The sequence below is a fragment of the Pseudomonas sp. Pseusp9 genome (assembly GCF_059491265.1).
The window spans coordinates 2,362,501-2,387,647 of sequence record NZ_CP168500.1 but is presented as its reverse complement, the minus strand read 5'-3'; the positions used below and the strand labels follow the sequence as shown (position 1 = coordinate 2,387,647).

Genomic DNA, 25,147 nt, shown 5'->3' with positions numbered 1-25,147 from the left:
TACCCAACCCTCGCGTACCGGCCAGCGCATTTCTGGCACCGCCCGGCAGGCGCGTTATAGTTCTAGCATCCCGGGAAAGCGGAGGGGGCCATGCGACAGATCCTCAGCAAAGAGCCATGGTGGGCCAGACCGCCCGAGCCAGGTCAGGATGAACTCAAGCTGGAATGGGGCTGGCTGGTGCATTACAGCGAAGGTGAGCCGCGCTTCGAGTTCATCCGCGAGCGGCCGACGGACGAGGAAATCCGGCATCGCAAGAGTTGCAGGATCACCCCGACGCCGGAGTGATCCCACGGCCGGCGTCAGGCATCGAGGAGCATTTCAAACCCGCCATACACCATGCGCTGACCGTCAAACGGCATCGGATTGACGTTCGGCTGCATGCGCGGATCCTGCATCATCTTGTCCATTCCGGCATTGCGGGTGGCCTTGTCCGGCCAGATGATCCAGCCAAAGGCCACGATTTCGCCCTCCTTGAGTTTCACCGCCATCGGGAACGATGTGACCTTGCCCTCCGGCACGTCTTCGCCCCAACATTCGACCACGCTCAAGGCACCGTTTTCCTTGAAGACCGAGGCAGCGATTTTGGCGTGCTTGATGTATTGCTCACGGTGGGCAGTGGGTACGGCAGCGATAAAACCATCGACATAAGACATGAGCGTTTCTCCTGGGGTCATGGGGTGTTCTGCTGGGTAGTCGGTTGCGCTGGCGTCCAATCGACAGTACCGGCGCTCAAACCGACCGACGGTGCTGTGCGGTCTGCCAGGCTGCCCTCGATCTGCCCTGCCATGTAAAGCGTGCCAGCCATGACGCCGGTGGTCGGGTCCTGCACCAGTTTGGTCCAGGCCTTGTCGAAGGTGCTGCCCAGGCTGCTGCGGATCAGCGCCTCACTGTCAGGCTGGTCATTGGCCTGGATGAGTGCACGAACGCCCGCCACCCCCAACGTGATCAAGCCACCGGCCAGTTTTCCGGCTGCTGCGGCCACGGCGCTGGCGGCCCCGCGCGGGGCCATCTCGGCTTCCATCCGCCGGCTGGCGCGCCTGGCCACCGGCGCCATCGCGGTATCGGTCGAGCCCACACCCTTGTCGCCACCGGCCCTGTGGATTTTGTCGACCAGCGCGACGAAGGCCGGCAAGGTGTTCAGCGGTTCGGTGTGCACGATCTGGTACAAGGAGGCGTCCCGCGCCGGTGGTGGCCCGAGGGCGATGGCCGGAATTTTCTGGATGCGCCCGTTGAGTTGGGCAACCGGCACGCCGTGGCGGGTGGAGATCTTCTGCAGCTCTTCCTTGAGGATGTCGACGTAGAACGCCGCTGCCAGACCGAGAATCGCATCGGGATCGACTTCCACTGCCGCCGGGGCCAGGACCTTTTCCTGATAGGCTTCGAGCAGGTACGCCGCCAAGCGTTTTTCCGCCGTGTCCTGCTCGCCCTTGGCGCTGATGGTGTACCAGCTGACCTTCATCGACAGCCATTCCTGGGTCCAGTAACTGCTGAACCACGGAATGAAATTCTGTTCGGTCAATTCATAGACCCGTGTGCGCCAATACTCCATGGCGCCGCGGGCGTAGATTCTGGTCTGCTCGGTGGCCGACTGCGACGCGGCGACGATCTCCCGGTCCACCTGCTGCCAGGTACTGGCGGGCACGACGACCGGTGCCACTTGCACCACCGGCGCGCGCACAGGCGTGGCACACCCCGCCAACACCACCAGCACGGCAATGATCAGCGAACGCAGGTTCAAGATGGCGGCTTCCTGGAGTTTGCATCGGGCGAAATGCCCGACACGCGTAACCCTCGGTTTAAGTATAGGTGGCGGTGTCCCTGAGGACGCCTTCGCGAGCAGGCTCGCTCCCACAGGTAAGCGGTTGGCCACGGACCTGTGGGAGCGAGCCTGCTCGCGAAGGGGCCCGCATCAACCGCGCAAAAACCACCATCACTTGCGTCGATAATCACCATCGCCGCGATTGCCTTCCGCCTGATGGCCGTCAGCGTAGGATCGATACCAAGCCAACACGAAACCCCGAATCGGAGGGGAACATCATGCTCATCCATCTGTTGACCTGCCTGGCCCTGACGGCGTTCACATTGGGTGTATTTTCCTGGTACGTCTTGAGCGAGGAGCAAACGTCATGATTCACACCATCACCCTCGCCGTGCGTTTCCCGGTGTTCGGCAACAATTTCTACGCGCAGGAATTCGAGTCACGTAAAGAGTTGACTCTGATGTTCGACAAAAATTTCGAGGCGTTGCTGATCCCGGCAGCCGATCATCACTTCAGCAACGAAGTGGTCGGGCTCAATGATCAGTTCCGTTTTTTGAATGACGTGCTGGTCGAGCATCTACTGGATGTCGAGCTGGCTAAAGTCTCGGCCCGTTCGTTCGGGTTCTGACAGCGACCGCCGGTCACCCTTGCCCGAACGGGAACCGCTCACAATGTTCGCTGGCTGTTGCCGATCCCCTTGGCAATATCGATCCCCCAATCCATCGCCGCCTCCATGTCCATCATGTGCGGCCGTGGGTCGTGGTTTTCATTGATGACGGTGCCGTCCGGCCGATAGACGCCGATGAACATGCCCAACGAACCGTCCTTCAATATCTCGGCCTTGACTTCAATCCGGCATCCATTCGACAGCGTTTCCTTGTGGACCTCGTGACGCTCAGTCATTGCTGCTTTCCTCCCGCCTGTGGATTGCGAGCCTACCGGCAATGCTAGCTCAGCCCCCGCAAATGCGTAGACCCGCTGGACCGGAGGCCCGCCCTGACAGCGGCGTAATGCCACCTATACTCAAGAACACCTCCCCCCAAGGGATCTGCACGTTCAACAATAAAACGCAGAGGTGGAACATGGTCTGGCAGCAAGTCTACGATCCGTTCGGCAACCCGGTGCTTTCAACCATCATGGCCGCCGTACCGGTGGTGGTGATGCTGGCGTCCCTCGCGTTTTTCCATGTCAAGGCGCACCTGGCGGCGTTGCTCGCCCTGGCCTCGGCTCTGCTGATCGCGATCTTCGCCTTCGGCATGCCGGCGAACATGGCCGGCACGGCGGCGCTGTTCGGTGCAGCCAATGGTTTGCTGCCGATTGGCTGGATTGTGTTGAACATCATCTTCCTGCACCGCCTGACCACCGAGAACGGCTCGTTCAAAGTGTTGCAAGACTCCCTGGCACGCATCACCGATGACCGACGCCTGCAATTGCTGCTGATCGCGTTCTGCTTCGGTGCGTTTTTCGAGGGGGCGGCCGGTTTCGGTACGCCGGTGGCGGTGACTGGCGCGATTCTGATCGGGCTGGGATTTTCGCCGCTCGCCGCTTCAGGGCTGGCGCTGATCGCCAACACCGCCCCCGTGGCGTTCGGCGCCCTCGGCACGCCGATCATCACCCTGGCCAAGGTCACCGGGCTCGATGAAATGGAGCTGTCGATGATGGTCGGCCGGCAACTGCCGTTCTTCTCGGTGCTGGTGCCGTTCTGGCTGATCTGGGCCTTTGCCGGCTGGCGCAAGATGCTGGAAATCTGGCCGGCGATCCTGGTGGCCGGGGTCAGTTTTGCCGTGCCGCAGTTCCTGGTGTCCAACTATCACGGGCCAATGCTGGTGGATGTCATCGCCGCGCTGATTTCCATGGCCTGCCTGGCCGGTTTCCTCAGGGTATGGAAACCGGCCACGGTACATACGTCCGCCGCCCTGACCGGCCGGGTCGACAACTCGAAGATCGAGGCCGGGCACGACGAAAAGCCCGTACCGACTGCAACCTTCGCCAATGAGGCAAAACCGGCAGTGATGCGGGCGTGGATGCCGTGGATCATCCTCACCATCTTCGTGTTCATCTGGGGCACCCAGGGCTTCAAGAACACCTTCGACACCCGCCCTGCCATCGACCCGCAAACCAGCGCCGCCAAACTCGATCCCCAGGGTAAACCGATGCGCGAGGCGAACCCGGTGTTTGCCCCGGTCGTGACCTTCACCACCCTGCACCTGCAGGTCGAGAAAGTCCCGCCCGTGGTCCCCGCGCCGAAAACCGAAGAAGCGGTGTACAAGTTCACCTGGTTCACCGCAACCGGCAGCGGCATTCTGCTGGCGGCGATTGTCGGCGGCTTACTGATGGGTTATTCGATCCCGCAACTGATCCGCCAGTACCTGCGCACCCTGTGGGTGGTGCGTTACTCGTTGATCACCATTGCGGCCATGCTTGCCCTGGGCTTCCTCACGCGCTACTCCGGCCTGGATGCGACCATGGGCCTGGCCTTCGCCGCGACAGGCATCTTCTATCCCATGTTCGGTACCCTGCTCGGCTGGCTCGGCGTGGCGCTGACCGGCTCGGACACGGCGTCCAACGTGCTGTTCGGCGGCTTGCAACGGGTGACCTCCGAGCAGTTGGGCATCAGCTCGGTGCTGATGGCCGCCGCCAACAGCTCCGGCGGGGTCATGGGCAAGATGGTCGACGCCCAGTCGATCGTGGTCGCCTCCACCGCCACCCGCTGGTACGGCCACGAAGGGGAAATCCTGCGCTACGTGTTCTTCCATTCGATCGTGCTGGCGATTCTGGTCGGTGGACTGGTGACGTTGCAGGCCTACGTCGCGCCGTTCAGCCATATGGTGGTGGGCGGGCATTGAATCGAATACACGCGTAACTCTGTTTAACCCTGATCCCTGTGAGAGCGAGCCTGCTCGCGATGGCGGAGTGTCATTCAACGTAGATGTCGAATGATCTGCCGCCATCGCGAGCAGGCTCGCGCCCACATCTATAGACAGCTGAGCCTGACGGGCCAATGATTAAGACGGTGGACCGCGAAAACAGACCTCATGTAATAACAAAACGAGTGTCGAGCGCCGATGAACATTCTCTACGATGAACGCGTTGACGGCGCCCTGCCCGACGTCGACAGGCAGGCACTGTTGCACGCCCTGAAAACCCGCTTGCCGAATCTGGAAATCCTCCATCTGCAGGAGGAACTCAGGCCCTACGAATGCGACGGGCTCTCGGCCTATCGCACCACGCCGATGCTGGTGGTGCTGCCCCGATACATCGACGAAGTACAAGGGGTGCTGCGCGTCTGTCATGAGTGGCACGTCCCGGTCGTGGCCCGTGGCGCGGGCACCGGTTTGTCCGGTGGCGCCTTGCCTTTGGAGAAAGGCGTGCTGCTGGTGATGGCGCGCTTCAACAACATCCTGCACATCGACCCCGCCGCCCGTACTGCGCGGGTTCAGCCCGGCGTACGCAATCTGGCGATTTCCCAGGCAGCGGCACCGTTCGGCCTGTATTACGCGCCGGATCCGTCCTCGCAAATTGCCTGTTCCATCGGCGGCAACGTGGCGGAAAATGCCGGTGGCGTGCACTGCCTGAAGTACGGCCTGACCGTGCACAACGTGTTGAAGGTCGACATCCTTACCGTCGACGGCGAGCACCTGAGCCTGGGCTCCAACGCCCTCGATTGCCCCGGCTTCGACCTGCTGGCGCTGTTCACCGGCTCAGAAGGCCTGCTCGGGGTCATCACCGAAGTCACGGTCAAACTGCTGCCCAGGCCGCAGACTGCCAAAGTGCTGCTGGCGGCATTCGACTCCGTGGAAAAAGCCGGGCGTGCCGTCGGCGACATCATCGCCGCCGGCATCATCCCCGGTGGCCTGGAAATGATGGACAACCTGGCCATTCGCGCCGCCGAGGACTTCATCCACGCCGGTTATCCGGTGGACGCCCAGGCCATTCTGTTGTGCGAGCTCGATGGCGTCGAAGCCGATGTCCAGGATGACTGCGAGCGGGTGCGCCAGGTACTGCAACAGGCCGGCGCAATCGAGTTGCGTCAGGCGAAAGACGAAGCCGAACGCGTGCGTTTCTGGGCCGGGCGCAAGAATGCCTTCCCGGCGGTGGGCCGCCTCTCGCCAGACTATTACTGCATGGACGGCACCATCCCCCGTCGCGAACTGCCCGGCGTACTGCAGGCCATCGCCGAGCTCGCGAACGAATACGGTCTGAGGGTGGCGAACGTGTTCCACGCCGGCGACGGCAACATGCATCCGTTGATTCTGTTCGACGCCAATCAGCCCGGTGAGCTTGATCGGGCCGAAGCCCTGGGCGGCAGGATTCTGGAGTTGTGCGTGAAGGTCGGCGGCAGCATCACCGGTGAACACGGCGTGGGTCGCGAGAAGATCAACCAGATGTGTGCGCAGTTCAACAGTGATGAGCTGACCCTGTTCCATGCCGTCAAGGCCGCCTTCGACCCGAGCGGCCTGCTCAACCCCGGCAAGAACATACCGACCCTGCACCGCTGCGCCGAATTCGGCGCCATGCATGTGCACGGCGGACAGTTGCCCTTCCCTGAGCTGGAGCGTTTCTGATGCACGGCCCTGAAGATTTCGATGACAGCCAGTCGCTGCTGGAACAGGTCAACCAGGCGCTGGAAAACGCCACGCCGTTGCGCATCCAGGGATCCAACAGCAAGGGCTTCCTCGGGCGTGCCACGGCCGGGGAAATCCTCGATACCCGCTCGCACCGGGGCATCGTCAGTTACGACCCGACTGAGTTGGTGGTCACCGTCCGTTGCGGCACGCCGTTGGCGCAGTTGGTGCAGGTGCTGGATGCCGCGCAACAGATGCTGCCCTGCGAACCGCCGGCTTTTGGCGACAGCGCCACCGTCGGCGGCATGATCGCCTGCGGGCTGTCCGGGCCACGGCGTCCGTGGGTCGGCTCGGTGCGCGATTTCGTGCTCGGCACACGGGTCATCACAGGGCAAGGCAAGTTGTTGCGCTTCGGTGGCGAGGTGATGAAAAACGTCGCCGGCTACGACCTGTCGCGCCTGATGGCCGGCAGTTACGGCTGCCTCGGGCTGATCACCGAAGTCTCGCTCAAAGTGCTGCCCAAACCCCGGCAGTGCCTCAGCATCAGCCTGGAAATGGACACCGCACAGGCCTTGCTGCGGCTGGCGGAATGGGGCCAGCAGCCGCTGCCGATCAGTGCCGCCTGTCACGACGGTGCACGCCTGCACCTGCGGCTCGAAGGCGGTGAAGGTTCGGTGGCGGCGGCCCATGAGCGCCTCGGTGGCGAACGGCTGGACGCTTGCTACTGGGACGATCTCAACGAGCAGCGCTTGAGTTTCTTCGATGAAGACCAGCCGCTTTGGCGCCTTTCACTGCCGAACAACACGCCATGCCTGACGCTGCCGGGTCGCCAGTTGTTCGACTGGGGGGGCGCCCAGCGCTGGTTGAAATCCGATGCCGACGCGGCGTTCATCCGCCAGGTCGTCGACGAGGTTGGTGGCCATGCCACCTGTTTCAGCCACGGCCTGACCGATACCCCGTTCCAGCCGCTGCCCCCGGCCCTGATGCGTTATCACCGCAACCTGAAACAACAGCTCGATCCACGGGGCATCTTCAACCCCGGACGCCTGTACGCGGAGCTTTGAACCATGCAGACGACCTTGAGTGAAAACGCCAGCCATCTGCCCCGCGCCGCAGAAGCCGAAAGCATCTTGCGCACCTGCGTGCACTGCGGGTTCTGCAATGCCACGTGCCCGACCTATCAACTGCTCGGCGACGAACTGGACGGACCGCGGGGGCGCATCTACCTGATCAAGCAAGTGCTGGAAGGCAACGACGTCACGCAAAAGACCCAACAGCACCTGGACCGCTGCCTGTCGTGCCGCAACTGCGAAACCACCTGCCCGTCGGGCGTCGATTACCACAACCTGCTGGACATCGGCCGGGCGGTGGTCGATGCGGCGGTACCGCGCCCGCTCGGTCAGCGCCTGTTGCGCGAGGGGTTGCGTCAGACCGTGCCGCGTCCCGATGTGTTCAAGAGTCTGGTCAATAGCGGTCAGGTGTTCCGTGCGCTGCTGCCCGGGCCCCTGCAAAGCAAGTTGCCGCGTAGCGTCTACCCGGCCAAGCCACGGCCCATGACCCTGCGTGAGCGTCAGGTGCTGATGCTCGAGGGATGTGTGCAGCCCAGCCTCTCACCCAACACCAATGCCGCGGCGGCGCGGGTGCTGGATCGCCTGGGGATCAGCGTCATCGCGACCCGCGAAGCCGGTTGCTGCGGTGCCGTCGACTATCACCTGGACGCCCAGGCCGCCGGCCTCGATCGCGCCCGGCGCAACATCGACGCGTGGTGGCCGGGCATCGAAAAAGGCGCCGAGGCGATTGTGCAGACGGCCAGCGGTTGCGGCGCCTTCATCAAGGACTACGGGCACCTGCTCGCCAGCGACCCGGCCTACGCCGACAAGGCGAAAAAGGTCAGTGCGCTGGCCCGGGACCTGGTGGAAGTGTTGCGCGACGAACCGCTGGAGCAACTCGGTATCCACGCCTCGCAACGCCTGGCCTTCCATTGCCCCTGCACCTTGCAGCACGGGCAGAAACTCGGCGGTGCCGTAGAAGCACTGCTGACCGGGTTCGGTTTCAACCTGACGTCCGTTCCCGACGGGCACCTGTGCTGCGGTTCGGCGGGCACCTACTCGCTGACCCAGCCCGAACTGTCACGACAACTGCGCGATAACAAGCTCAACGCCCTGGAAAGCGGCCATCCCGAGGTCATTGTCACGGCCAATATCGGCTGTCAGTCGCACCTCGATGGCGCGGGCCGAACCCCGGTGCGGCACTGGATCGAACTGGTCGAAGCCGCCCTGCCTTAACCCGAATCCCGGAGATGCCCATGAACCGCAAAGCTGTCCTGAGCCAGGCCGAAGTCGGCCGGATCCTTGCCGCCGCCCGCGCCGAAGCACAGGCCAATCAATGGGCCGTGACCATCGTGGTAGTCGATGACGGCGGCCACCCGCTGGCCCTCGAACGCCTCGACGGCTGCGCACCTGGCAGCGCGTATATCGCTACCGAAAAGGCACGCACCTCAGCCCTCGGGCGGCGCGAATCGAAAAACTATGAGGACATGATCAACGGTGGGCGCTACGCTTTTCTGTCAGCACCCTTGCTGACCTCGCTGGAGGGTGGCGTGCCGATTGTTTTCGATGGCCAGGTGATTGGCGCGGTCGGGGTGTCGGGCGTCAAGCCTGAGCAGGATGCGCAAGTGGCCAAAGCCGGTGCGCAGTGCCTGAAATGAGGTTTTGCCATCACCACCTGGCCCTGTGGGAGCGAGCCTGCTCGCGAAGACGGCGGCACATCCGACATCCATGTGTCTGATACACCGCTTTCGCGAGCAGGCTCGCTCCCACAGGGACTGCGTTGAACCTGCCGAGAGGAACTCCGCCCATGACCCGCCTCACCGCCAAAGACTTCGCCCCCGAACTGCTGGAACTCTACGACTACTACGCCCACGGCAAGATCGACCGTCGGGAGTTTCTCGATCGCGCAGCGTTATTTACCTTCGCAGGTATGACGGCCGGAGCCCTGCTCGCCGCGCTGAGCCCCAACTACGCGTTGGCCGAGCAGGTCGCGTTCACTGATCCGGAGATTGTTGCCGAGTACATCACCTATCCGTCGCCCAAGGGCCACGGCCAGGTTCGCGGTTACCTGGTGCGTCCGGCCAAGGCCACCGGCAAAGTACCGGCAGTGGTGGTCGTGCACGAAAACCGCGGGCTCAACCCGTACATCGAAGATGTGGCCCGGCGGCTGGCCAAGGCCGGTTTCATCGCCCTCGCCCCGGACGGCCTGAGTTCGGTCGGCGGTTATCCGGGCAATGACGACAAGGGCCGCGAGCTACAGGCCACGGTCGACCCGGAAAAGCTGATGAACGACTTTTTCGCCGCCGTCGAGTGGATGATGAAACACCCTGCCGCCAGCGGAAAAGTCGGCATCACCGGATTCTGCTATGGCGGTGGCGTGACCAACGCCGCTGCCGTGGCCTATCCGGAACTGGGTGCCGCCGTGTCGTTTTATGGTCGCCAGCCAGCGGTCGAGGACGTGCCCCGTATCAAAGCACCGCTGATGCTGCACTACGGCGAGCTGGATACGCGGATCAACGAAGGCTGGCCGGCCTTTGAGAAAGCCTTGAAGGCCGCGGGCAAGACCTATGAGACCTACATCTATCCGGGCTGTAATCATGGCTTCCACAATGACTCTACCCCGCGCTTCGACGAGGCGGCGGCGAAACTGGCGTGGGAGCGGACGTTGGGGTGGTTTAAAAAATATCTGGTTTGAATTGAAGTTCTGAGCCAGCAGGCCTGGCCCCTTCGCGAGCAGGCTCGCTCCCACAGGTTCTGAGTCGTTCACAGACATGTGCTTCGACTCGGACACTGTGGGAGCGAGCCTGCTCGCGAAAGCGGTTTCAAGGCTCGCTGCGGTTACTTCGGCTGAGCCACAGTCCGCAGATATGGCTTCAAGGTCTTGAAGCCATCGGGATATTTCTTCTTCGCGTCTTCGTCAGATACCGAGGTCGGGATGATCACGTCCTCACCCGGCCGCCAGTTCACTGGCGTGGCGACGGTGTGTTTGGCATTCAATTGCAGGGAATCGAGCAGGCGCAGCACTTCATCGAAATTGCGCCCGGCGCTCATCGGGTAGATCAGCATGGCCTTGACCTTCTTGTCCGGGCCGACGATGAACACCGAGCGCACTGTGGCGTTATCCACTGCTGTGCGCGCACCGCCGCTGGCATTGGGGTGGATCATGTCGTAGAGCTTGGCCACCACCAGGTTTTCGTCGCCGATCAGCGGATAGTTGACCGCACTGCCCTGGGTCTCGGCGATGTCGCCGACCCAGCGGTGGTGGTCACTGACCGGGTCGACGCTGAGGCCGAGGACCTTGGTGTTGCGCTTGTCGAATTCCGGCTTGAGTTTGGCCAGGTAGCCCAGTTCGGTGGTGCACACCGGGGTGAAATCCTTGGGGTGGGAAAACAGGATCGCCCACCCGTCGCCGATCCATTGGTGAAAGTTGAGCGTGCCTTCGGTGGTTTCGGCGGTGAAATCCGGTGCTTCATCGCCAATGCGGATAGCCATGTTCGATCTCCTTGCAGTGATGGACAGGGGCGCCGTCAGGGCAACGAATGCGCTTTCAACGGCATGGACGCGAACAGTATAGGAGAGGTTCCGGGACTCGCCGGCCCGCCTACCCCACCAGTGCAATCAGTTGGTGACGCTGGGCATCGGTCAGCATCGGGCCGAAACCGGCCCGGGCATTTTCCGCCATGTAGCGCGGGTTGCCGGTGCCCGGAATCACGCACGTCACCGCCGAATGCGAGAGCAGGAACTTCAGCGCCAGTTGCGGCCAGCTCTTGACCCCGACTTGCGCCGCCCAGCCTGGCAGCGGCTTGTCTTTGAGTCTGGCGAGCAAACCGCCTCCGCCGAACGGTCGATTGCAGATCACCGCCACGCCCCGCTCGCGGCACAACGGCAGCAGGCGTTGCTCGGCACCGCGATCATCCAGGGCGTAGTTGATCTGCAAGAAATCCACTGGCTCGGCCTTGAGTACCGCTTCCACTTCTTCATAGGCCGAGGCCGTGTAATGGCTGATGCCGATGTAGCGAATGCGCCCTTTTTCCTTCCAGTGGCGCAATGTCGGCAGGTGCGTTTGCCAGTCCAGCAGGTTGTGGACCTGCATCAGGTCGATCCGGTCGGTTTGCAGCAAGGCAAAGGATTGTTCCATCTGCGCGATGCCTTCTTCGCGCCCCCGGGTCCACACCTTGGTGGCCAGGAACGCCGGCGAGCGCGGCTCATGGATCGACAGCAGTTCGCCGACGGTCTGTTCGGCGCGACCGTACATCGGCGAACTGTCGATCAGCTTGCCCCCCTTGTCGAACAACGCGTCCAGCACCGCGGGCAAGTCTTTGTAAGCCGGTTGCGAAGGCTCGACATCGAATCCGCGATAAGTGCCCAACCCGACGATCGGCAAGGACTCGTTGCTGGAAGGAATGGCACGGGTCTGCATGGTCTCGCCTCCTGTTCCCGTCGACGGCACGGGTTGCGCACCCGTGCGGCCGAACGTGAAGACCGCCGAAGCACCGGCAGCCAGCGTGAGTATTTCTCTACGGGTGTAACCCACAGGATGGCTCATAAAACGCTTCTCACCAGTCGCCCGGGTCCGGCCTGTCGCGCCAACAACGCGGATAACCCGCGCCAAGGGTCGATTGACTACACTCAGTAAGCCTTGCGGCGCCAGCCTCTCTCAAACCCCGAGCAGTCAATGCCGCCCACTAACGTTAGCCGAATGTCGCGCACCCTGGTGTTACTCGCTGTCATTGTCGCTGCGTTGTACCTGGCGCTATGCGTAGCGCTGTTCGTGTTTCAGCGGGCGCTGATTTATTACCCGCAACCGCGCGCCGTCGGCACAGCCGCTACCCTGCTCACACTGCCGGTCGCCGACGCACGGGTGCTGGTCACCATCCGGCCTCACGACGGCCCCGACGCCCTGATTTATTTTGGCGGCAATGCCGAAGACGTCTCGCGCAACCTGCCCGGGTTCGCGCAAGCGTTCCCTGACCGGGCGCTGTATCTGCTGCATTACCGTGGCTACGGCGGGAGTACCGGCTCACCCTCCGAAGAGGCCATCGCCCGCGATGCCCTCACCTTGTTCGATCAGGTGCATGCCACCCATCCGCACGTGGCGGTGGTCGGACGCAGCCTGGGTTCCGGGGTCGCCGTGCGCCTGGCCAGCCAGCGCCCGGTGGCTCGGCTGGTGCTGATCACGCCCTACAACAGCCTCGAAGGGCTCGCCGCCCGTCAGTTTCGCTGGTTTCCAGTGCGCTGGCTGTTGAAGGACAAATACCCGTCCTGGCAGTACGCCGCCCGCATCACGGTGCCGACGGTATTGATAGCCGCCGAGCATGACGAGGTGATTCCGCGTTCAAGCACCGAGCGTTTGTATACACACTTCGCCAAAGGCGTGGCTTCGCTGCAGGTGATACCGGGAACGGGGCATAACTCGATCAGCGAAAGCCCTGAGTACCTCAAGGCGCTGGGGGACGGGTTGTAGCCAGCGGGAAGTTCTGGCTGGAAAAAACCGGTCCGGGCAAGCGCGACCACGCTTGTCCGGACCAAAGGACACTACACGCAATCAAAAACGCGGCTTGACCGCCTTCCATTCCGGCTTGTATCGCTGCATCTGCTTGACGTCATCTCGTTGGCGAATACCGCACGTCAGGTATTGGTCATGCAGCTTGCCCAACTGGTCGTGGTCCAGCTCCAGGCCCAGGCCCGGGGCACGGGTGATTTTCACGCAACCGTCGACAATCGGCAGCTTGCCACCCTTGATCACCTCTTCGTCCGGCTCCTGCCAGGGGTAATGGGTGTCGCATGCGTAATCCAGATTCGGCACCGCAGCGGCGACATGCGCCATGGCCATCAGGCTGATGCCCAAATGCGAATTGGAATGCATCGACACTCCAAGACCGAAGGTTTCGCACATTTTCGCCAACGCCTGGGTGTCACGCAGGCCACCCCAATAATGGTGGTCGGCGAGGACAATCTGCACGCTGTTCTGCGCCACGCTGCGGCGCAACTCGTCGAAATCCGTGACCACCATATTGGTCGCCAAGGGCAAACCGGTGCGCCTGTGCAGTTCGGCCATGCCCTCCAGGCCCGGCGTCGGGTCTTCGTAATACTGCAGGTCATCACCGAGCAATTCGGCCATGCGGATCGAGGTTTCCAGCGACCAATTGCCGTTCGGATCGATGCGCAGCGGGTAACCGGGGAAGGCCTTTTTCAGCGCTTTGATGCACGACACCTCATGCTCCGGCGGCAAGGTGCCGGCCTTGAGCTTGATGCTCTTGAAGCCATAGGCCTCGATCATCCGTCGCGCCTGGGCAACGATCTGTTCTTCGTTCAGGGCCTCGCCCCAGTTGTCGGGCTTGTAGGGTGAATCGACGTGTTGCGCGTACTTGAAGAACAGGTAGGCGCTGAACGGGATCTCCTCGCGGATGGCCCCGCCCAGCAAGTCCACCAGGGGCACATTCAAGGAGTGCGCCTGCAAATCCAGGAATGCCACTTCGAACGCCGAATAGGCATTGCTGACCGCTTTGCTGGCATGAGAGCCCGGCGCCAGTTCGGCACCGGCAATGCTCGCCGGTTTATTCGACGCCACCGTGGCCTGGACGATGGCGCGCAACTGATTCAGGTTGAACGGATCAAGGCCGATCAGTTGGGACTGCAGTTGTTGCTGGATCGCCAGTGCCGGAGCGTCGCCATAACTTTCACCCAGGCCGATGTAGCCATTGTCACTCTCGATCTCGATGATCGAACGCAGCGCGAAGGGTTCGTGAATGCCGCTGGCGTTGAGCAATGGCGGATCGCGGAAGGCGATGGGGGTGACGGTGACTCGGGTGATTTTCAAGAGGCGGCTCCCGTTGGATCTGATTTCAGGGCTTGATGATTGATTGGCTTTTTTACGTCGGCACCTTCCACCGGCGAATGCAGTGCGTTGCCACGCGGCGCGGTGCGGGCAAAGAAGATCACCACGGCGGCCACCAGCGAAGTGGCGGCCAGGCCGTACAGTCCGCCCTCGATGGAGCCGGTGGTTTGCTCCAGGAAGCCAAACGCGGTCGGGGCGACAAAGCCGCCGAGGTTGCCGATGGAGTTGATCAGGGCGATCACCGCTGCGGCGATGCGTGCATCCAGATAGCCTTGCGGAATCGGCCAGAACAGCGCCGAGGCCGCCTTGAAGCCGATCGCGGCAAAGCAGATGGCAACGAAGGCGAAGACCGGGCCGCCAGTGGTGGACATGAACATGCCGAACGAGGCGATCACCAGGGTCACCGCGACCCAGGCCTGCTGGAATTTCCATTTACTGGCCATGGCCGCAAAGCCATACATCGCGATGATGGAAATGATCCATGGAATCGAGTTGAACAGGCCGACCTGGAAGTCACCGAGGTTGCCCATCTTCTTGATCATGCTCGGCAGCCAGAACGTGGCGCCGTAGATGGTCAGGGCGATGGAGAAGTAGATGAAGCAGAACAGCGCGATCTGTTTGTCGGCCAGCAACTTGAACATCGAAGGCTTGACCGTCCGGGTGGCGTCGCGAGCCTGCTGTTCCAGGTCGATGGCAGCGCTCAGCGCGGCTTTTTCTTCATCGCTCAGCCACTTCGCTTGCCGTGGATGGGATTGCAGCCAGAACCAGACGAAACCGCACAGCACGATCGAGGCGAAGCCTTCAATCAGAAACATCCACTGCCAGCCATGCAGGCTCAAGCCATTGATGTGCAGCAGCGCGCCGGATACCGGCCCGGAAATCACCGAAGCGATGGCCGAGCCGCTGAGGAAAATGGCCATGGCCTTGCCGCGCTCGGACGATGGCAACCATTGGGTGAAATAGTAAATGATGCCGGGAAAGAAGCCCGCTTCGGCAGCGCCGAGGATGAAACGCAGCACATAAAAACTGCTTTCGCCCCGGACAAAGGCCATCGCCATGGCGGCAGCGCCCCAGGTGAACATGATGCGTGTCAGCCAGGCGCGGGCGCCGTAGCGTTGCAGCAGCATGTTGGATGGCACTTCGAAAATCGCGTAGCCCACGAAAAACAGCCCGGCACCCAGGCCATAGGCGGCAGCGCCTATGCCCAGGTCGGTCTCCATGTGGCTGCGCACGAAGCCGATGTTGACCCGGTCGATGTAGTTGACGATGAACATGATCACGAACAGCGGCAGGACGTGGCGCTTGACCTTGGCGGCAGCGCGGGCGAGCACATTCGGGTCGGGTGGACTCTGCAGGGTATTCAAGGGGCGACTCCCGATCATTGTTTTTCTAGGGATGATTTTCAGGCCTGGCCCGATGATGGACGCGCACATTGATCCCGTCTAATCTAACTTGGCATTCGATTGATACCTGGATTAGATCAATGTTCGAACTGACTCAACTGCGCTGCTTCACCACCGTGGCCACGGAACTGAATTTTCGCCGTGCCGCCGAACGGCTGAACATGACCCAGCCGCCCCTCAGCCGGCAGATTCAGTTGCTGGAACACCACCTGGGCGTCGAGTTGTTCACCCGCAGCACCCGCAGCGTCGCGCTCACTGCCGCCGGTCGGGCTTTCTTCATCGAAGCCCAGAACCTGCTGGAGCGCGCCCAACAAGCGGCAGTGACGGCCCGGCGATTCGCCGAGGGCGACATCGGTTCGGTCAATATCAGCTTCGTCGGCAGCGCGGTTTACGAGTTCCTGCCCAAGGTCATTGCCGAGGCGCGACTCAAACAGCCCCATGTCAAAATCGACCTGTCGGAGATGAACACCTACCAGCAACACGAAGCACTGCGCGCTCGCCGCATCGATCTCGGCATCGCCCGTGCGCCGCTGCTGGAACCGGGCTACTCCACCGAATGCCTGGTGCGCGAGCCGTTCGTGCTTGCGGTGCCCAGCACGCACCGCCTGGCCCGTGCCGCAACGGTATCGGTCCAGGACCTCGATGGGCAGCCGTTCCTGATGTACTCCCACGCCGCCTACCCGCCGTTCAACGAGCTGCTGACCGGCATGCTGCGTTCGGCTCGCGTCGCCCCGGACTACGTGCAATGGCTGGGCTCGTCCCTGACCATCCTGGCGCTGGTCAACGCCGCCATGGGCCTGGCTCTGGTGCCGCGTTGCGCGACCAGTGTGGTGTTCAGGAACGTGGTGTTTCGCGATATCGATCTGGGCGAAGGCGTGCAGAGTGAGTTGCACCTGATCTGGCGCGAGAACAACGACAACCCGGCGTTTGCGATGTTGCTGGAGGGCATTCGGCGCGCAGTGCAGGAGGGATGGGGGGGTAGGTCAGATTTGCATGGCGACCTTGATGCGAAATGAACCGGGCGGTGGCTTTTAATCGAGTTTAAAGAGGACGGGAAAAGTTCGGACGCGGCAAAAAGCCTGTTCTCCGGGCGCAAAGCATCGTAATTTACGCGCCATAACTAGAAGGACGTTTGGGGATACAGGTGGGAGCTTATCGTCTGCTGTTGGCTGTGCTGGTGGCCGTTTCGCATATGGGCAAGACACTGGCAGGGCTAAACCCCGGCGTGGTTGCCGTGATTTCCTTCTTGATCATCAGCGGTTTCGTGATGACCCCGCTCATCGAGCGAAACTACAAGACGCCGGAGAAAGTCGGCCTGTTCTACATGGACAGGGCTTTGCGGCTTTACCCTCAATTCCTGTTCTACTTCGTTGCCTCCTGCGCGGTGATCTATTTTCTGCTGCCCGGCACCCCTCAAGCCGCCGAGCTGACATTCAGGAACATCGCCGCAAGCCTGCCTATTGTGCCCCTTGGCTTCTACATGTTCGGCGCGGCCGGATCGGAGATTTTGCCGCCGGCCTGGTCGCTCGGGCTTGAGATGTGTTTCTACCTGGTGATTCCTTTCCTGATCATCTACAGGGCACGGGGCGTTGCGTTTGCCCTGTCTGTCGCCGTTTTCATGGCTGCGTGCCTTGGCTACATAAACGCCGACCTGTACGGCTACCGGCTATTGCCGGGTGTCCTGTTCATGTTCCTGTGCGGCAGCTACTTGTACAAACCCCAAGCGAAGGGTTCAGTGATCGCTGCCGGCACCGCCGTGGTTGCGGCGCTGATGTTCGCGGCAATCATGGCGGGATTGATCGAGCGCCGGCCGTTCAACGCGGAGGTATCCCTCGGCATAGCGTTGGGCGTACCCGCCGTGTACCTGCTGACAAAGCTCAAGTTTCACCGGGTGGACGAGTTCCTCGGGAACATCAGCTACGGCGTGTTCCTGAATCACTTTGTGGTGATGTACTTCCTGCGCGCTTTTTGGCCGGTTGCCTACGATTGGCACATCGTTGCAACAGTGCTGGCCCTGTCATTGCTTTTGAGCGGCATTTCGTACTACTGCGTTGAGCGGCCGGCCCTGAAACTTCGTCATGCACTTCGGGCTGGCGCGCAAGTACGCCGTGTCGCTTCAGTGGACCTACAAGACCCTCAAGGTTGTTCGAAAGGACGAGATTGCGCGCCGTCGTCAGGTTGACAGGTTCGCCCCGCTGACTGATGACTGAGCGGGGCGTCTCCTATTGCACAGGCTGCAACTGCGCCATTACCAGCGACCGGCCATGACCGTTAATCCGAGAATTCGTCAGCATCCAATAAAAACATATTTTTATGCCTATATTGATATTGTCGAACGTTCCCATTCTCAGAGGGTGCCATCATGAATATCAAAACCCTGGCTTTGCTCCTGCTGGCTTTGTGTGCGCAACCGGCCTGGAGCCAGACGCCCGCCGCTTCACCCGCCGCTGCCGACAGCCCCGCGCTGACCACGCGCCTGGCCCTGCGTGGCCTTTGGGTCGAACACATTTTCTGGATCAGAGACTACGCGATGGCCAATCAATCCGCCGACAAGAAGCAAGCCAAGGTCGCGGCGGATCAGGTCGTCGACAACGCCACCAAAATCGCCAACAGCATCGCCCCGCTCTACGGCCAACCGGCGGCGGACCAATTGCTCAAGCTGCTTGCCGGCCATTGGGGGGCGGTGAAACACTACAGCGATGCCACAGTGACCAAGGATGCCAAGGGCAAGCAGGCCGCCGTCACCGAGCTGACCGGCAATGCCAAGGCGATTGCGGCATTCCTGGCCACCGCCAACCCCAATCTGCCTGAAGCCACACTGGTCAACATGTTATCGGCCCATGGCGGTCACCACGTTGCCCAGATCGATGAGTTTGCCGCGCACGATTACACCGGCGAAGCCCGTACCTGGGCGATGATGCGCACGCACATCCTGGCCCTGGCAGACGCATTGACCGGCGCGCTGGTCAAGCAATTCCCGGACAAGTTCTGATATCGCGCGAGGGCACCCCATGCTGGAAGGACTGGGCCGAACACAGCAAGACCTGCTCAATGCACTGCTGCACCATGCGGGCGGCATGAGCATTGACGAGCTGGCTGAACATCTGGCCGTCACGCGCACGGCGATCCGCCAACACCTGGCGGCGCTGGAGCGTGACGGTCTGGTGCTGCGCGGCGACACCCGTCCGACGGGTCGTCGTCCGGAGCAGCTGTATCGGCTCACCGACCACGCGCGGGAGCAGTTCCCTCGCCACTATCAGCTACTGGCCAGCGTATTGATCGATGAAGTGGCGGGCATCATCGGGCCTGACGCCCTGGCATCGCTGATGCGCAGCATGGGCCGCAAGTTGGCGCTGGACCGTGAACAACAGGTCGTGGATGAAGCCAGGATCGTGCAGCACATGAACCAGGCGGGTTACGAAGCCGAGGTGTTTTTTCGTTCGGCCGGCACCCCGGAAATCGTCGCGCATAACTGCGTCTTCCACCGCCTGGCCGCTGCCCACCCGGTGGTCTGCGAACTGGACCTGGCCTTGATCGGTACCTTGGGCGGCGGTGAAGTCGAGCACAGTGAGTGCATGGTGCGTGGCGGGCATGTCTGCCGCTTCAAACTGCGACCGAGCGAAAAACCGGACGTTGCGACAGAGGCAGCTTCGCTCAATACCGATCAACCAGCCTAGCGCTTGCCTGTCAGCCGTTGCTGTCGGTTTCCGGCGACCTGACACCGGCCTCATGGCTTCGCCCGGAAATAGACAGGTCCGCGGCGTGAACCTTGTTTCGAGCCGCCAGTCATAGCCCAGCGCTTTTCCCCACTTTCTTCGTTGTCATCTCATCAGAGTTGTCCGTCCATGCGCCAAACTGTCGTTGCCTTGCGCTTTTCTTCGCTGTGCCTGTTTTCCCTGCTCCCCGTTTTTTCCAGCCCCGCCCATGCCGATGGGCAGCGGCAACTGGTCGACGCCATCAACGACTATCGCGCCCATCCGCAACGCTGCGACCGACGACCGACGCAACGTTTATCCCCCCTGAAGCTCAAGCCGAACCTGGCCTTGCCCGTTGGCTATGGCGGTGGGTTGCGGGACCGGTTAAAGGCTTCCGGCTATCAGGCGACCATGGTGCGGTCGATCCGCGTGGTGGGTGCACGGGATGCCGATGAGGCGTTCGATTTGTTCCAGGACGAACATTGCGCAGCACTGCTCGACAACCAATACGCCGACATCGGCGTGAGCCGCGCCGGCAGTGAGTGGCAAGTGGTGCTGGCGCGCCCGGTGCTCGACGGGCAAACCGGCGATCCACGCAGCGCCGCCCAGGCGTTGCTGGCGCAGGTCAACGCAGCCCGGGCCAAGCCGCGTCTGTGTGGTCGCCAGCGCTTCGCCGCCGCGCGGCCGCTGTCCTGGAGCCCCTCCCTCTACGCCGCCGCCCAGGGTCATAGCAAAGCCATGGCCTACGGCAACTATTTTGCCCACCAGGACCCCGACGGCGACATGCCCTACGACCGCGCCAAGGCCGCCGGCTACCGTGGCCGACAGATCGGTGAAAACATCGCTGCCGGACAAGGCTCACCGAGCAAGGCCATGGCCGGCTGGCTCGCCAGCCCCGGGCACTGCGCCAACCTGATGAACCCGATGTTCACCCAGGTCGGTGCCGCGTACGCCGCCAACGCGCGCAGCGACAATGGCGTTTACTGGACGATGCTGTTTGGCGCGCCTTGAGCCACTGGCCAGACTCACCGTGCGGGCATTAAAAAGCCCGCACTGAGCGGGCTTCGCGGGTGAATGTAAGTAGGTGGCCGGTGCTGGTCTCCGGCTTACAAGGTTTATCAGGCCTCCCACAAAAGAGTCGTGAAACTGTAATGGAACTCTTCTGCTTCACACGGCATAAGGGCTGGATCCCAGCGCGGGGATCTTTCTAACCGTGTACCCTTCGGAACGCGCCCCACGTCTCCTTGCTATCCTTTTGCGCATCAGTCTGCGTCTTCACCTACAGGATTGAGAATAGCAAAACAGGCTCAATTGCCAACCAGGCTTTTAGACCGATTTCGACCAGCAGAAAACAGCGCAGGACGGAAAAATACTATCGATTCAGGGATGACTTTACATGCATGAGTTTCACCAAGGCAGTTGCCTCTGCGGCGCCATCAGATATGGCCTGTCGACCGAGCTGAAAGCCGTCACCCATTGCCATTGCAGCCAATGCCGGAAGAGCCATGGGGCTGCATTTGCAACCTATGCCAGCGCACCCGCCTCGGCGCTCTCGATCATGACCGGCGCAGATTCGCTGCAGGCATATGAGTCGTCCAGGGGGGTTACGCGGCAGTTCTGTTCTCACTGCGGATCTTCGCTGTTCTGGACTGACTCGACAGGAGCGTTTTCCGATTGGGTTTCAGTTGCCCTCGGCACGCTGGACACGCCACTACGAATCCGCAAGCAAAAACATGTGTGTGTCAGTTCGAAAGCGGGTTGGTATGACATCAATGATCAGCATCCCCAAACCGACTGAGTCGAGGGCGCGGGCTTGCTCCAGACGGCGTTCCGACGATGGACGTTAACGATGGCGCGGGAAACCTGATGCCCCGCGGCGCGCTCGGGTTTTTCGCGAGCTAGCTCGCTCCTACAGGGGCGCCAAAAACAAAACCCCTACCTGCGTACGCAGATAGGGGTTTCGGAATTTAATCTTGACGATGACCTACTCTCACATGGGGAAACCCCACACTACCATCGGCGATGCATCGTTTCACTGCTGAGTTCGGGATGGGATCAGGTGGTTCCAACGCTCTATGGTCGTCAAGAAATTCGGGTACCGAGTCGTGGCCGGCTGGCCGCGCTTCAGCAAATTGGGTATGTGATAAAAATCGGTGTTTTGTGAGCGTCGAACTTTCGGTTCTTGCGTCTTCACACACCGCAATCTGGCCTTTCGACGCAAATTGCTTGGGTGTTATATGGTCAAGCCTCACGGGCAATTAGTATTGGTTAGCTCAACGCCTCACAGCGCTTACACACCCAACCTATCAACGTCGTAGTCTTCGACGGCCCTTCAGGGGACTCAAGGTCCCAGTGAGATCTCATCTTGAGGCAAGTTTCCCGCTTAGATGCTTTCAGCGGTTATCTTTTCCGAACATAGCTACCCGGCAATGCCACTGGCGTGACAACCGGAACACCAGAGGTTCGTCCACTCCGGTCCTCTCGTACTAGGAGCAGCCCCTCTCAAATCTCAAACGTCCACGGCAGATAGGGACCGAACTGTCTCACGACGTTCTAAACCCAGCTCGCGTACCACTTTAAATGGCGAACAGCCATACCCTTGGGACCGGCTTCAGCCCCAGGATGTGATGAGCCGACATCGAGGTGCCAAACACCGCCGTCGATATGAACTCTTGGGCGGTATCAGCCTGTTATCCCCGGAGTACCTTTTATCCGTTGAGCGATGGCCCTTCCATACAGAACCACCGGATCACTAAGACCTACTTTCGTACCTGCTCGACGTGTCTGTCTCGCAGTCAAGCGCGCTTTTGCCTTTATACTCTACGACCGATTTCCGACCGGTCTGAGCGCACCTTCGTACTCCTCCGTTACTCTTTAGGAGGAGACCGCCCCAGTCAAACTACCCACCATACACTGTCCTCGATCCGGATAACGGACCTGAGTTAGAACCTCAAAGTTGCCAGGGTGGTATTTCAAGGATGGCTCCACGCGAACTGGCGTCCACGCTTCAAAGCCTCCCACCTATCCTACACAAGCAAATTCAAAGTCCAGTGCAAAGCTATAGTAAAGGTTCACGGGGTCTTTCCGTCTAGCCGCGGATACACTGCATCTTCACAGCGATTTCAATTTCACTGAGTCTCGGGTGGAGACAGCGCCGCCATCGTTACGCCATTCGTGCAGGTCGGAACTTACCCGACAAGGAATTTCGCTACCTTAGGACCGTTATAGTTACGGCCGCCGTTTACCGGGGCTTCGATCAAGAGCTTCGCGTTAGCTAACCCCATCAATTAACCTTCCGGCACCGGGCAGGCGTCACACCCTATACGTCCACTTTCGTGTTTGCAGAGTGCTGTGTTTTTAATAAACAGTCGCAGCGGCCTGGTATCTTCGACCGGCGTGGGCTTACGCAGTAAATGCTTCACCCTCACCGGCGCACCTTCTCCCGAAGTTACGGTGCCATTTTGCCTAGTTCCTTCACCCGAGTTCTCTCAAGCGCCTTGGTATTCTCTACCCAACCACCTGTGTCGGTTTGGGGTACGGTTCCTGGTTACCTGAAGCTTAGAAGCTTTTCTTGGAAGCATGGCATCAACCACTTCGTCACCCAAAGGGTAACTCGTCATCAGCTCTCGGCCTTAGAATCCCGGATTTACCTAAGATTCCAGCCTACCACCTTAAACTTGGACAACCAACGCCAAGCTGGCCTAGCCTTCTCCGTCCCTCCATCGCAATAACCAGAAGTACAGGAATATTAACCTGTTTTCCATCGACTACGCTTTTCAGCCTCGCCTTAGGGACCGACTAACCCTGCGTCGATTAACGTTGCGCAGGAAACCTTGGTCTTTCGGCGTGGGTGTTTTTCACACCCATTGTCGTTACTCATGTCAGCATTCGCACTTCTGATACCTCCAGCAAGCTTCTCAACTCACCTTCACAGGCTTACAGAACGCTCCTCTACCGCATCACTTACGTGATACCCGTAGCTTCGGTGTATGGTTTGAGCCCCGTTACATCTTCCGCGCAGGCCGACTCGACTAGTGAGCTATTACGCTTTCTTTAAAGGGTGGCTGCTTCTAAGCCAACCTCCTAGCTGTCTAAGCCTTCCCACATCGTTTCCCACTTAACCATAACTTTGGGACCTTAGCTGACGGTCTGGGTTGTTTCCCTTTTCACGACGGACGTTAGCACCCGCCGTGTGTCTCCCATGCTCGGCACTTGTAGGTATTCGGAGTTTGCATCGGTTTGGTAAGTCGGGATGACCCCCTAGCCGAAACAGTGCTCTACCCCCTACAGTGATACATGAGGCGCTACCTAAATAGCTTTCGAGGAGAACCAGCTATCTCCGAGCTTGATTAGCCTTTCACTCCGATCCACAGGTCATCCGCTAACTTTTCAACGGTAGTCGGTTCGGTCCTCCAGTCAGTGTTACCTAACCTTCAACCTGCCCATGGATAGATCGCCCGGTTTCGGGTCTATTCCCAGCGACTAGACGCCCTATTAAGACTCGCTTTCGCTACGCCTCCCCTATTCGGTTAAGCTCGCCACTGAAAATAAGTCGCTGACCCATTATACAAAAGGTACGCAGTCACCCAACAAAGTGGGCTCCCACTGCTTGTACGCATACGGTTTCAGGATCTATTTCACTCCCCTCTCCGGGGTTCTTTTCGCCTTTCCCTCACGGTACTAGTTCACTATCGGTCAGTCAGTAGTATTTAGCCTTGGAGGATGGTCCCCCCATATTCAGACAAAGTTTCTCGTGCTCCGTCCTACTCGATTTCATGACTAAGAGATTTTCGCGTACAGGGCTATCACCCACTATGGCCGCACTTTCCAGAGCGTTCCGCTAATCTCAAAGCCACTTAAGGGCTAGTCCCCGTTCGCTCGCCACTACTAAGGGAATCTCGGTTGATTTCTTTTCCTCAGGGTACTTAGATGTTTCAGTTCCCCTGGTTCGCCTCTTGCACCTATGTATTCAGTACAAGATAACCATCTTATGATGGCTGGGTTCCCCCATTCAGACATCTCCGGATCAAAGTCTGTTTGCCGACTCCCCGAAGCTTTTCGCAGGCTACCACGTCTTTCATCGCCTCTGACTGCCAAGGCATCCACCGTATGCGCTTCTTCACTTGACCATATAACCCCAAGCAATCTGGTTATACTATGAAGACGACATTCGCCGAAAATTCGAATTTCTCAATTAAGAGAACTCACAAATTTTACCTTAGCCTGATCCGTTACCAGTGAAAGTAACGTTCAGTCTATCTTTCTATCACATACCCAAATTTTTAAAGAACGATCTAATCAAAAGACTAGAAATCAATATTCCCATCGGAATACTCATTTCTAAACTTTCAGAAGCAGTTATATGGTGGAGCCAAACGGGATCGAACCGTTGACCTCCTGCGTGCAAGGCAGGCGCTCTCCCAGCTGAGCTATGGCCCCATAACAAAATTGGTGGGTCTGGGCAGATTCGAACTGCCGACCTCACCCTTATCAGGGGTGCGCTCTAACCAACTGAGCTACAGACCCAATTTCGAGCGCGTAACTGTTAGCTTGGAGCTATCAGCTTGGAGCTTAAAGCTGCTTCTATCGTCTTCTTCAATGAATCAAGCAATTCGTGTGGGAACTTATGGAGCAGCTGAGTCGTCGATTAAGGAGGTGATCCAGCCGCAGGTTCCCCTACGGCTACCTTGTTACGACTTCACCCCAGTCATGAATCACACCGTGGTAACCGTCCTCCCGAAGGTTAGACTAGCTACTTCTGGTGCAACCCACTCCCATGGTGTGACGGGCGGTGTGTACAAGGCCCGGGAACGTATTCACCGCGACATTCTGATTCGC

The 25,147-nt window shown here is 60.2% G+C and carries 22 protein-coding genes, 2 tRNA genes, 3 rRNA genes and 1 pseudogene (1 of these 28 cut by a window edge); 16 read left to right on the top strand and 12 right to left on the bottom strand.

Annotation, left to right across the window (positions count from 1 at the left end; all coding sequences use genetic code 11):
* Positions 1-90: 90 nt before the first annotated feature.
* Complete coding sequence (locus ACEN8E_RS10810; protein WP_495592586.1) at positions 91-285, top strand: hypothetical protein; 195 nt, start codon at positions 91-93, stop codon at positions 283-285.
* A 14-nt stretch (positions 286-299) separates the two neighbouring features.
* Here the strand turns inward: ACEN8E_RS10810 and ACEN8E_RS10805 are convergent, their stop codons facing one another.
* Both ACEN8E_RS10805 and ACEN8E_RS10800 read right to left on the bottom strand, forming a co-directional pair.
* Entirely contained in the window at positions 300-653 is a 354-nt protein-coding gene (locus ACEN8E_RS10805; RefSeq protein WP_495592585.1) for a DUF1428 domain-containing protein, read from the bottom strand.
* A gap of 17 nt (positions 654-670) precedes the next feature.
* Positions 671-1,738 (bottom strand): hypothetical protein, encoded by a 1,068-nt coding sequence (locus ACEN8E_RS10800; protein ID WP_495592584.1) that lies wholly within the window; start codon positions 1,736-1,738, stop codon positions 671-673.
* Between the two features lie 388 nt (positions 1,739-2,126).
* Between ACEN8E_RS10800 and ACEN8E_RS10795 the strand changes: the two genes are divergently transcribed.
* On the top strand, positions 2,127-2,387 hold the full coding sequence (locus ACEN8E_RS10795) for a hypothetical protein (protein WP_495592583.1): 261 nt from the start codon (positions 2,127-2,129) through the stop codon (positions 2,385-2,387).
* Positions 2,388-2,425: 38 nt separating this feature from the next.
* On the opposite strand, the gene ACEN8E_RS10790 is transcribed toward ACEN8E_RS10795, so the two are convergent.
* Positions 2,426-2,662, bottom strand: a complete 237-nt coding sequence (locus tag ACEN8E_RS10790) for a hypothetical protein (protein WP_008019682.1) — start codon at positions 2,660-2,662, stop codon at positions 2,426-2,428.
* 179 nt (positions 2,663-2,841) lie between these two features.
* Between ACEN8E_RS10790 and ACEN8E_RS10785 the strand changes: the two genes are divergently transcribed.
* From ACEN8E_RS10785 to yghX, 6 genes are all read left to right on the top strand, one after another.
* Entirely contained in the window at positions 2,842-4,605 is a 1,764-nt protein-coding gene (locus tag ACEN8E_RS10785) for an L-lactate permease (RefSeq protein WP_495592582.1), read from the top strand.
* A gap of 219 nt (positions 4,606-4,824) precedes the next feature.
* Positions 4,825-6,324 carry a glycolate oxidase subunit GlcD gene (glcD, locus tag ACEN8E_RS10780; RefSeq protein WP_495592581.1) on the top strand — a complete coding sequence of 500 codons (1,500 nt, stop codon included), beginning with the start codon at positions 4,825-4,827 and terminating at the stop codon, positions 6,322-6,324.
* Positions 6,324-7,388, top strand: a complete 1,065-nt coding sequence (gene glcE, locus ACEN8E_RS10775; protein ID WP_495592580.1) for a glycolate oxidase subunit GlcE — start codon at positions 6,324-6,326, stop codon at positions 7,386-7,388. The genes glcD and glcE overlap by 1 nt, the downstream gene beginning before the upstream one ends.
* A gap of 3 nt (positions 7,389-7,391) precedes the next feature.
* Positions 7,392-8,609 carry a glycolate oxidase subunit GlcF gene (gene glcF / locus ACEN8E_RS10770; protein WP_495592579.1) on the top strand — a complete coding sequence of 406 codons (1,218 nt, stop codon included), beginning with the start codon at positions 7,392-7,394 and terminating at the stop codon, positions 8,607-8,609.
* A gap of 20 nt (positions 8,610-8,629) precedes the next feature.
* On the top strand, positions 8,630-9,031 hold the full coding sequence (locus ACEN8E_RS10765; protein ID WP_495592578.1) for a heme-binding protein: 402 nt from the start codon (positions 8,630-8,632) through the stop codon (positions 9,029-9,031).
* 149 nt (positions 9,032-9,180) lie between these two features.
* Positions 9,181-10,068, top strand: coding sequence for a YghX family hydrolase (gene yghX / locus ACEN8E_RS10760; protein ID WP_495592577.1), 888 nt, complete (start codon positions 9,181-9,183; stop codon positions 10,066-10,068).
* A 143-nt stretch (positions 10,069-10,211) separates the two neighbouring features.
* On the opposite strand, the gene ACEN8E_RS10755 is transcribed toward yghX, so the two are convergent.
* Complete coding sequence (locus ACEN8E_RS10755) at positions 10,212-10,865, bottom strand: peroxiredoxin (protein ID WP_085717968.1); 654 nt, start codon at positions 10,863-10,865, stop codon at positions 10,212-10,214.
* Positions 10,866-10,974: 109 nt separating this feature from the next.
* The gene (locus ACEN8E_RS10750) at positions 10,975-11,919 is read right to left on the bottom strand and encodes an aldo/keto reductase (protein WP_495592576.1); all 945 of its coding nucleotides are present in this window, start codon (positions 11,917-11,919) and stop codon (positions 10,975-10,977) included.
* 129 nt (positions 11,920-12,048) lie between these two features.
* Between ACEN8E_RS10750 and ACEN8E_RS10745 the strand changes: the two genes are divergently transcribed.
* Entirely contained in the window at positions 12,049-12,837 is a 789-nt protein-coding gene (locus tag ACEN8E_RS10745) for an alpha/beta hydrolase (RefSeq protein WP_495592575.1), read from the top strand.
* Between the two features lie 81 nt (positions 12,838-12,918).
* Here ACEN8E_RS10745 and ACEN8E_RS10740 read toward each other — a convergent pair whose 3' ends face one another.
* Positions 12,919-14,193: a glucarate dehydratase family protein gene (locus tag ACEN8E_RS10740; protein WP_495592574.1), complete on the bottom strand. Its 1,275-nt coding sequence runs from the start codon at positions 14,191-14,193 to the stop codon at positions 12,919-12,921.
* On the bottom strand, positions 14,190-15,575 hold the full coding sequence (locus tag ACEN8E_RS10735) for an MFS transporter (RefSeq protein WP_495592573.1): 1,386 nt from the start codon (positions 15,573-15,575) through the stop codon (positions 14,190-14,192). The genes ACEN8E_RS10740 and ACEN8E_RS10735 overlap by 4 nt, the downstream gene beginning before the upstream one ends.
* 119 nt (positions 15,576-15,694) lie before the next feature.
* Between ACEN8E_RS10735 and ACEN8E_RS10730 the strand changes: the two genes are divergently transcribed.
* From ACEN8E_RS10730 to ACEN8E_RS10700, 7 genes and pseudogenes are all read left to right on the top strand, one after another.
* Positions 15,695-16,630, top strand: a complete 936-nt coding sequence (locus ACEN8E_RS10730) for a LysR family transcriptional regulator (protein ID WP_495592572.1) — start codon at positions 15,695-15,697, stop codon at positions 16,628-16,630.
* Between the two features lie 128 nt (positions 16,631-16,758).
* Positions 16,759-17,715 (top strand): annotated as a pseudogene (locus ACEN8E_RS10725) (acyltransferase family protein); the annotation flags it as partial.
* Positions 17,693-17,824, top strand: coding sequence for a Mor transcription activator family protein (locus ACEN8E_RS10720; protein WP_495592571.1), 132 nt, complete (start codon positions 17,693-17,695; stop codon positions 17,822-17,824). The pseudogene ACEN8E_RS10725 and the gene ACEN8E_RS10720, both read left to right, overlap by 23 nt.
* 152 nt (positions 17,825-17,976) lie before the next feature.
* Positions 17,977-18,606, top strand: a complete 630-nt coding sequence (locus tag ACEN8E_RS10715; protein ID WP_495592570.1) for a hypothetical protein — start codon at positions 17,977-17,979, stop codon at positions 18,604-18,606.
* 19 nt (positions 18,607-18,625) lie between these two features.
* Complete coding sequence (locus ACEN8E_RS10710; RefSeq protein ID WP_495592569.1) at positions 18,626-19,291, top strand: helix-turn-helix transcriptional regulator; 666 nt, start codon at positions 18,626-18,628, stop codon at positions 19,289-19,291.
* A gap of 168 nt (positions 19,292-19,459) precedes the next feature.
* Positions 19,460-20,320, top strand: a complete 861-nt coding sequence (locus tag ACEN8E_RS10705) for a CAP domain-containing protein (RefSeq protein ID WP_495592568.1) — start codon at positions 19,460-19,462, stop codon at positions 20,318-20,320.
* Between the two features lie 385 nt (positions 20,321-20,705).
* A complete protein-coding gene (locus tag ACEN8E_RS10700) occupies positions 20,706-21,107 on the top strand; it encodes a GFA family protein (protein ID WP_495592567.1) in 402 nt (133 codons plus the stop codon).
* A 173-nt stretch (positions 21,108-21,280) separates the two neighbouring features.
* On the opposite strand, the gene rrf is transcribed toward ACEN8E_RS10700, so the two are convergent.
* From rrf to ACEN8E_RS10675, 5 genes are all read right to left on the bottom strand, one after another.
* A 5S ribosomal RNA gene (rrf, locus tag ACEN8E_RS10695) occupies positions 21,281-21,396 on the bottom strand.
* 150 nt (positions 21,397-21,546) lie between these two features.
* Positions 21,547-24,438, bottom strand: a 23S ribosomal RNA gene (locus ACEN8E_RS10690).
* Positions 24,439-24,672: 234 nt separating this feature from the next.
* Positions 24,673-24,748: transfer RNA gene (locus tag ACEN8E_RS10685), tRNA-Ala, on the bottom strand.
* Positions 24,749-24,758: 10 nt separating this feature from the next.
* Positions 24,759-24,835, bottom strand: a tRNA-Ile gene (locus ACEN8E_RS10680).
* A 122-nt stretch (positions 24,836-24,957) separates the two neighbouring features.
* Positions 24,958-25,147: ribosomal RNA gene (locus tag ACEN8E_RS10675) — 16S ribosomal RNA — on the bottom strand (it continues 1,347 nt past the right edge of the window).
* The 16S, 23S and 5S rRNA genes sit together here with 2 tRNA genes alongside, the layout of an rRNA operon.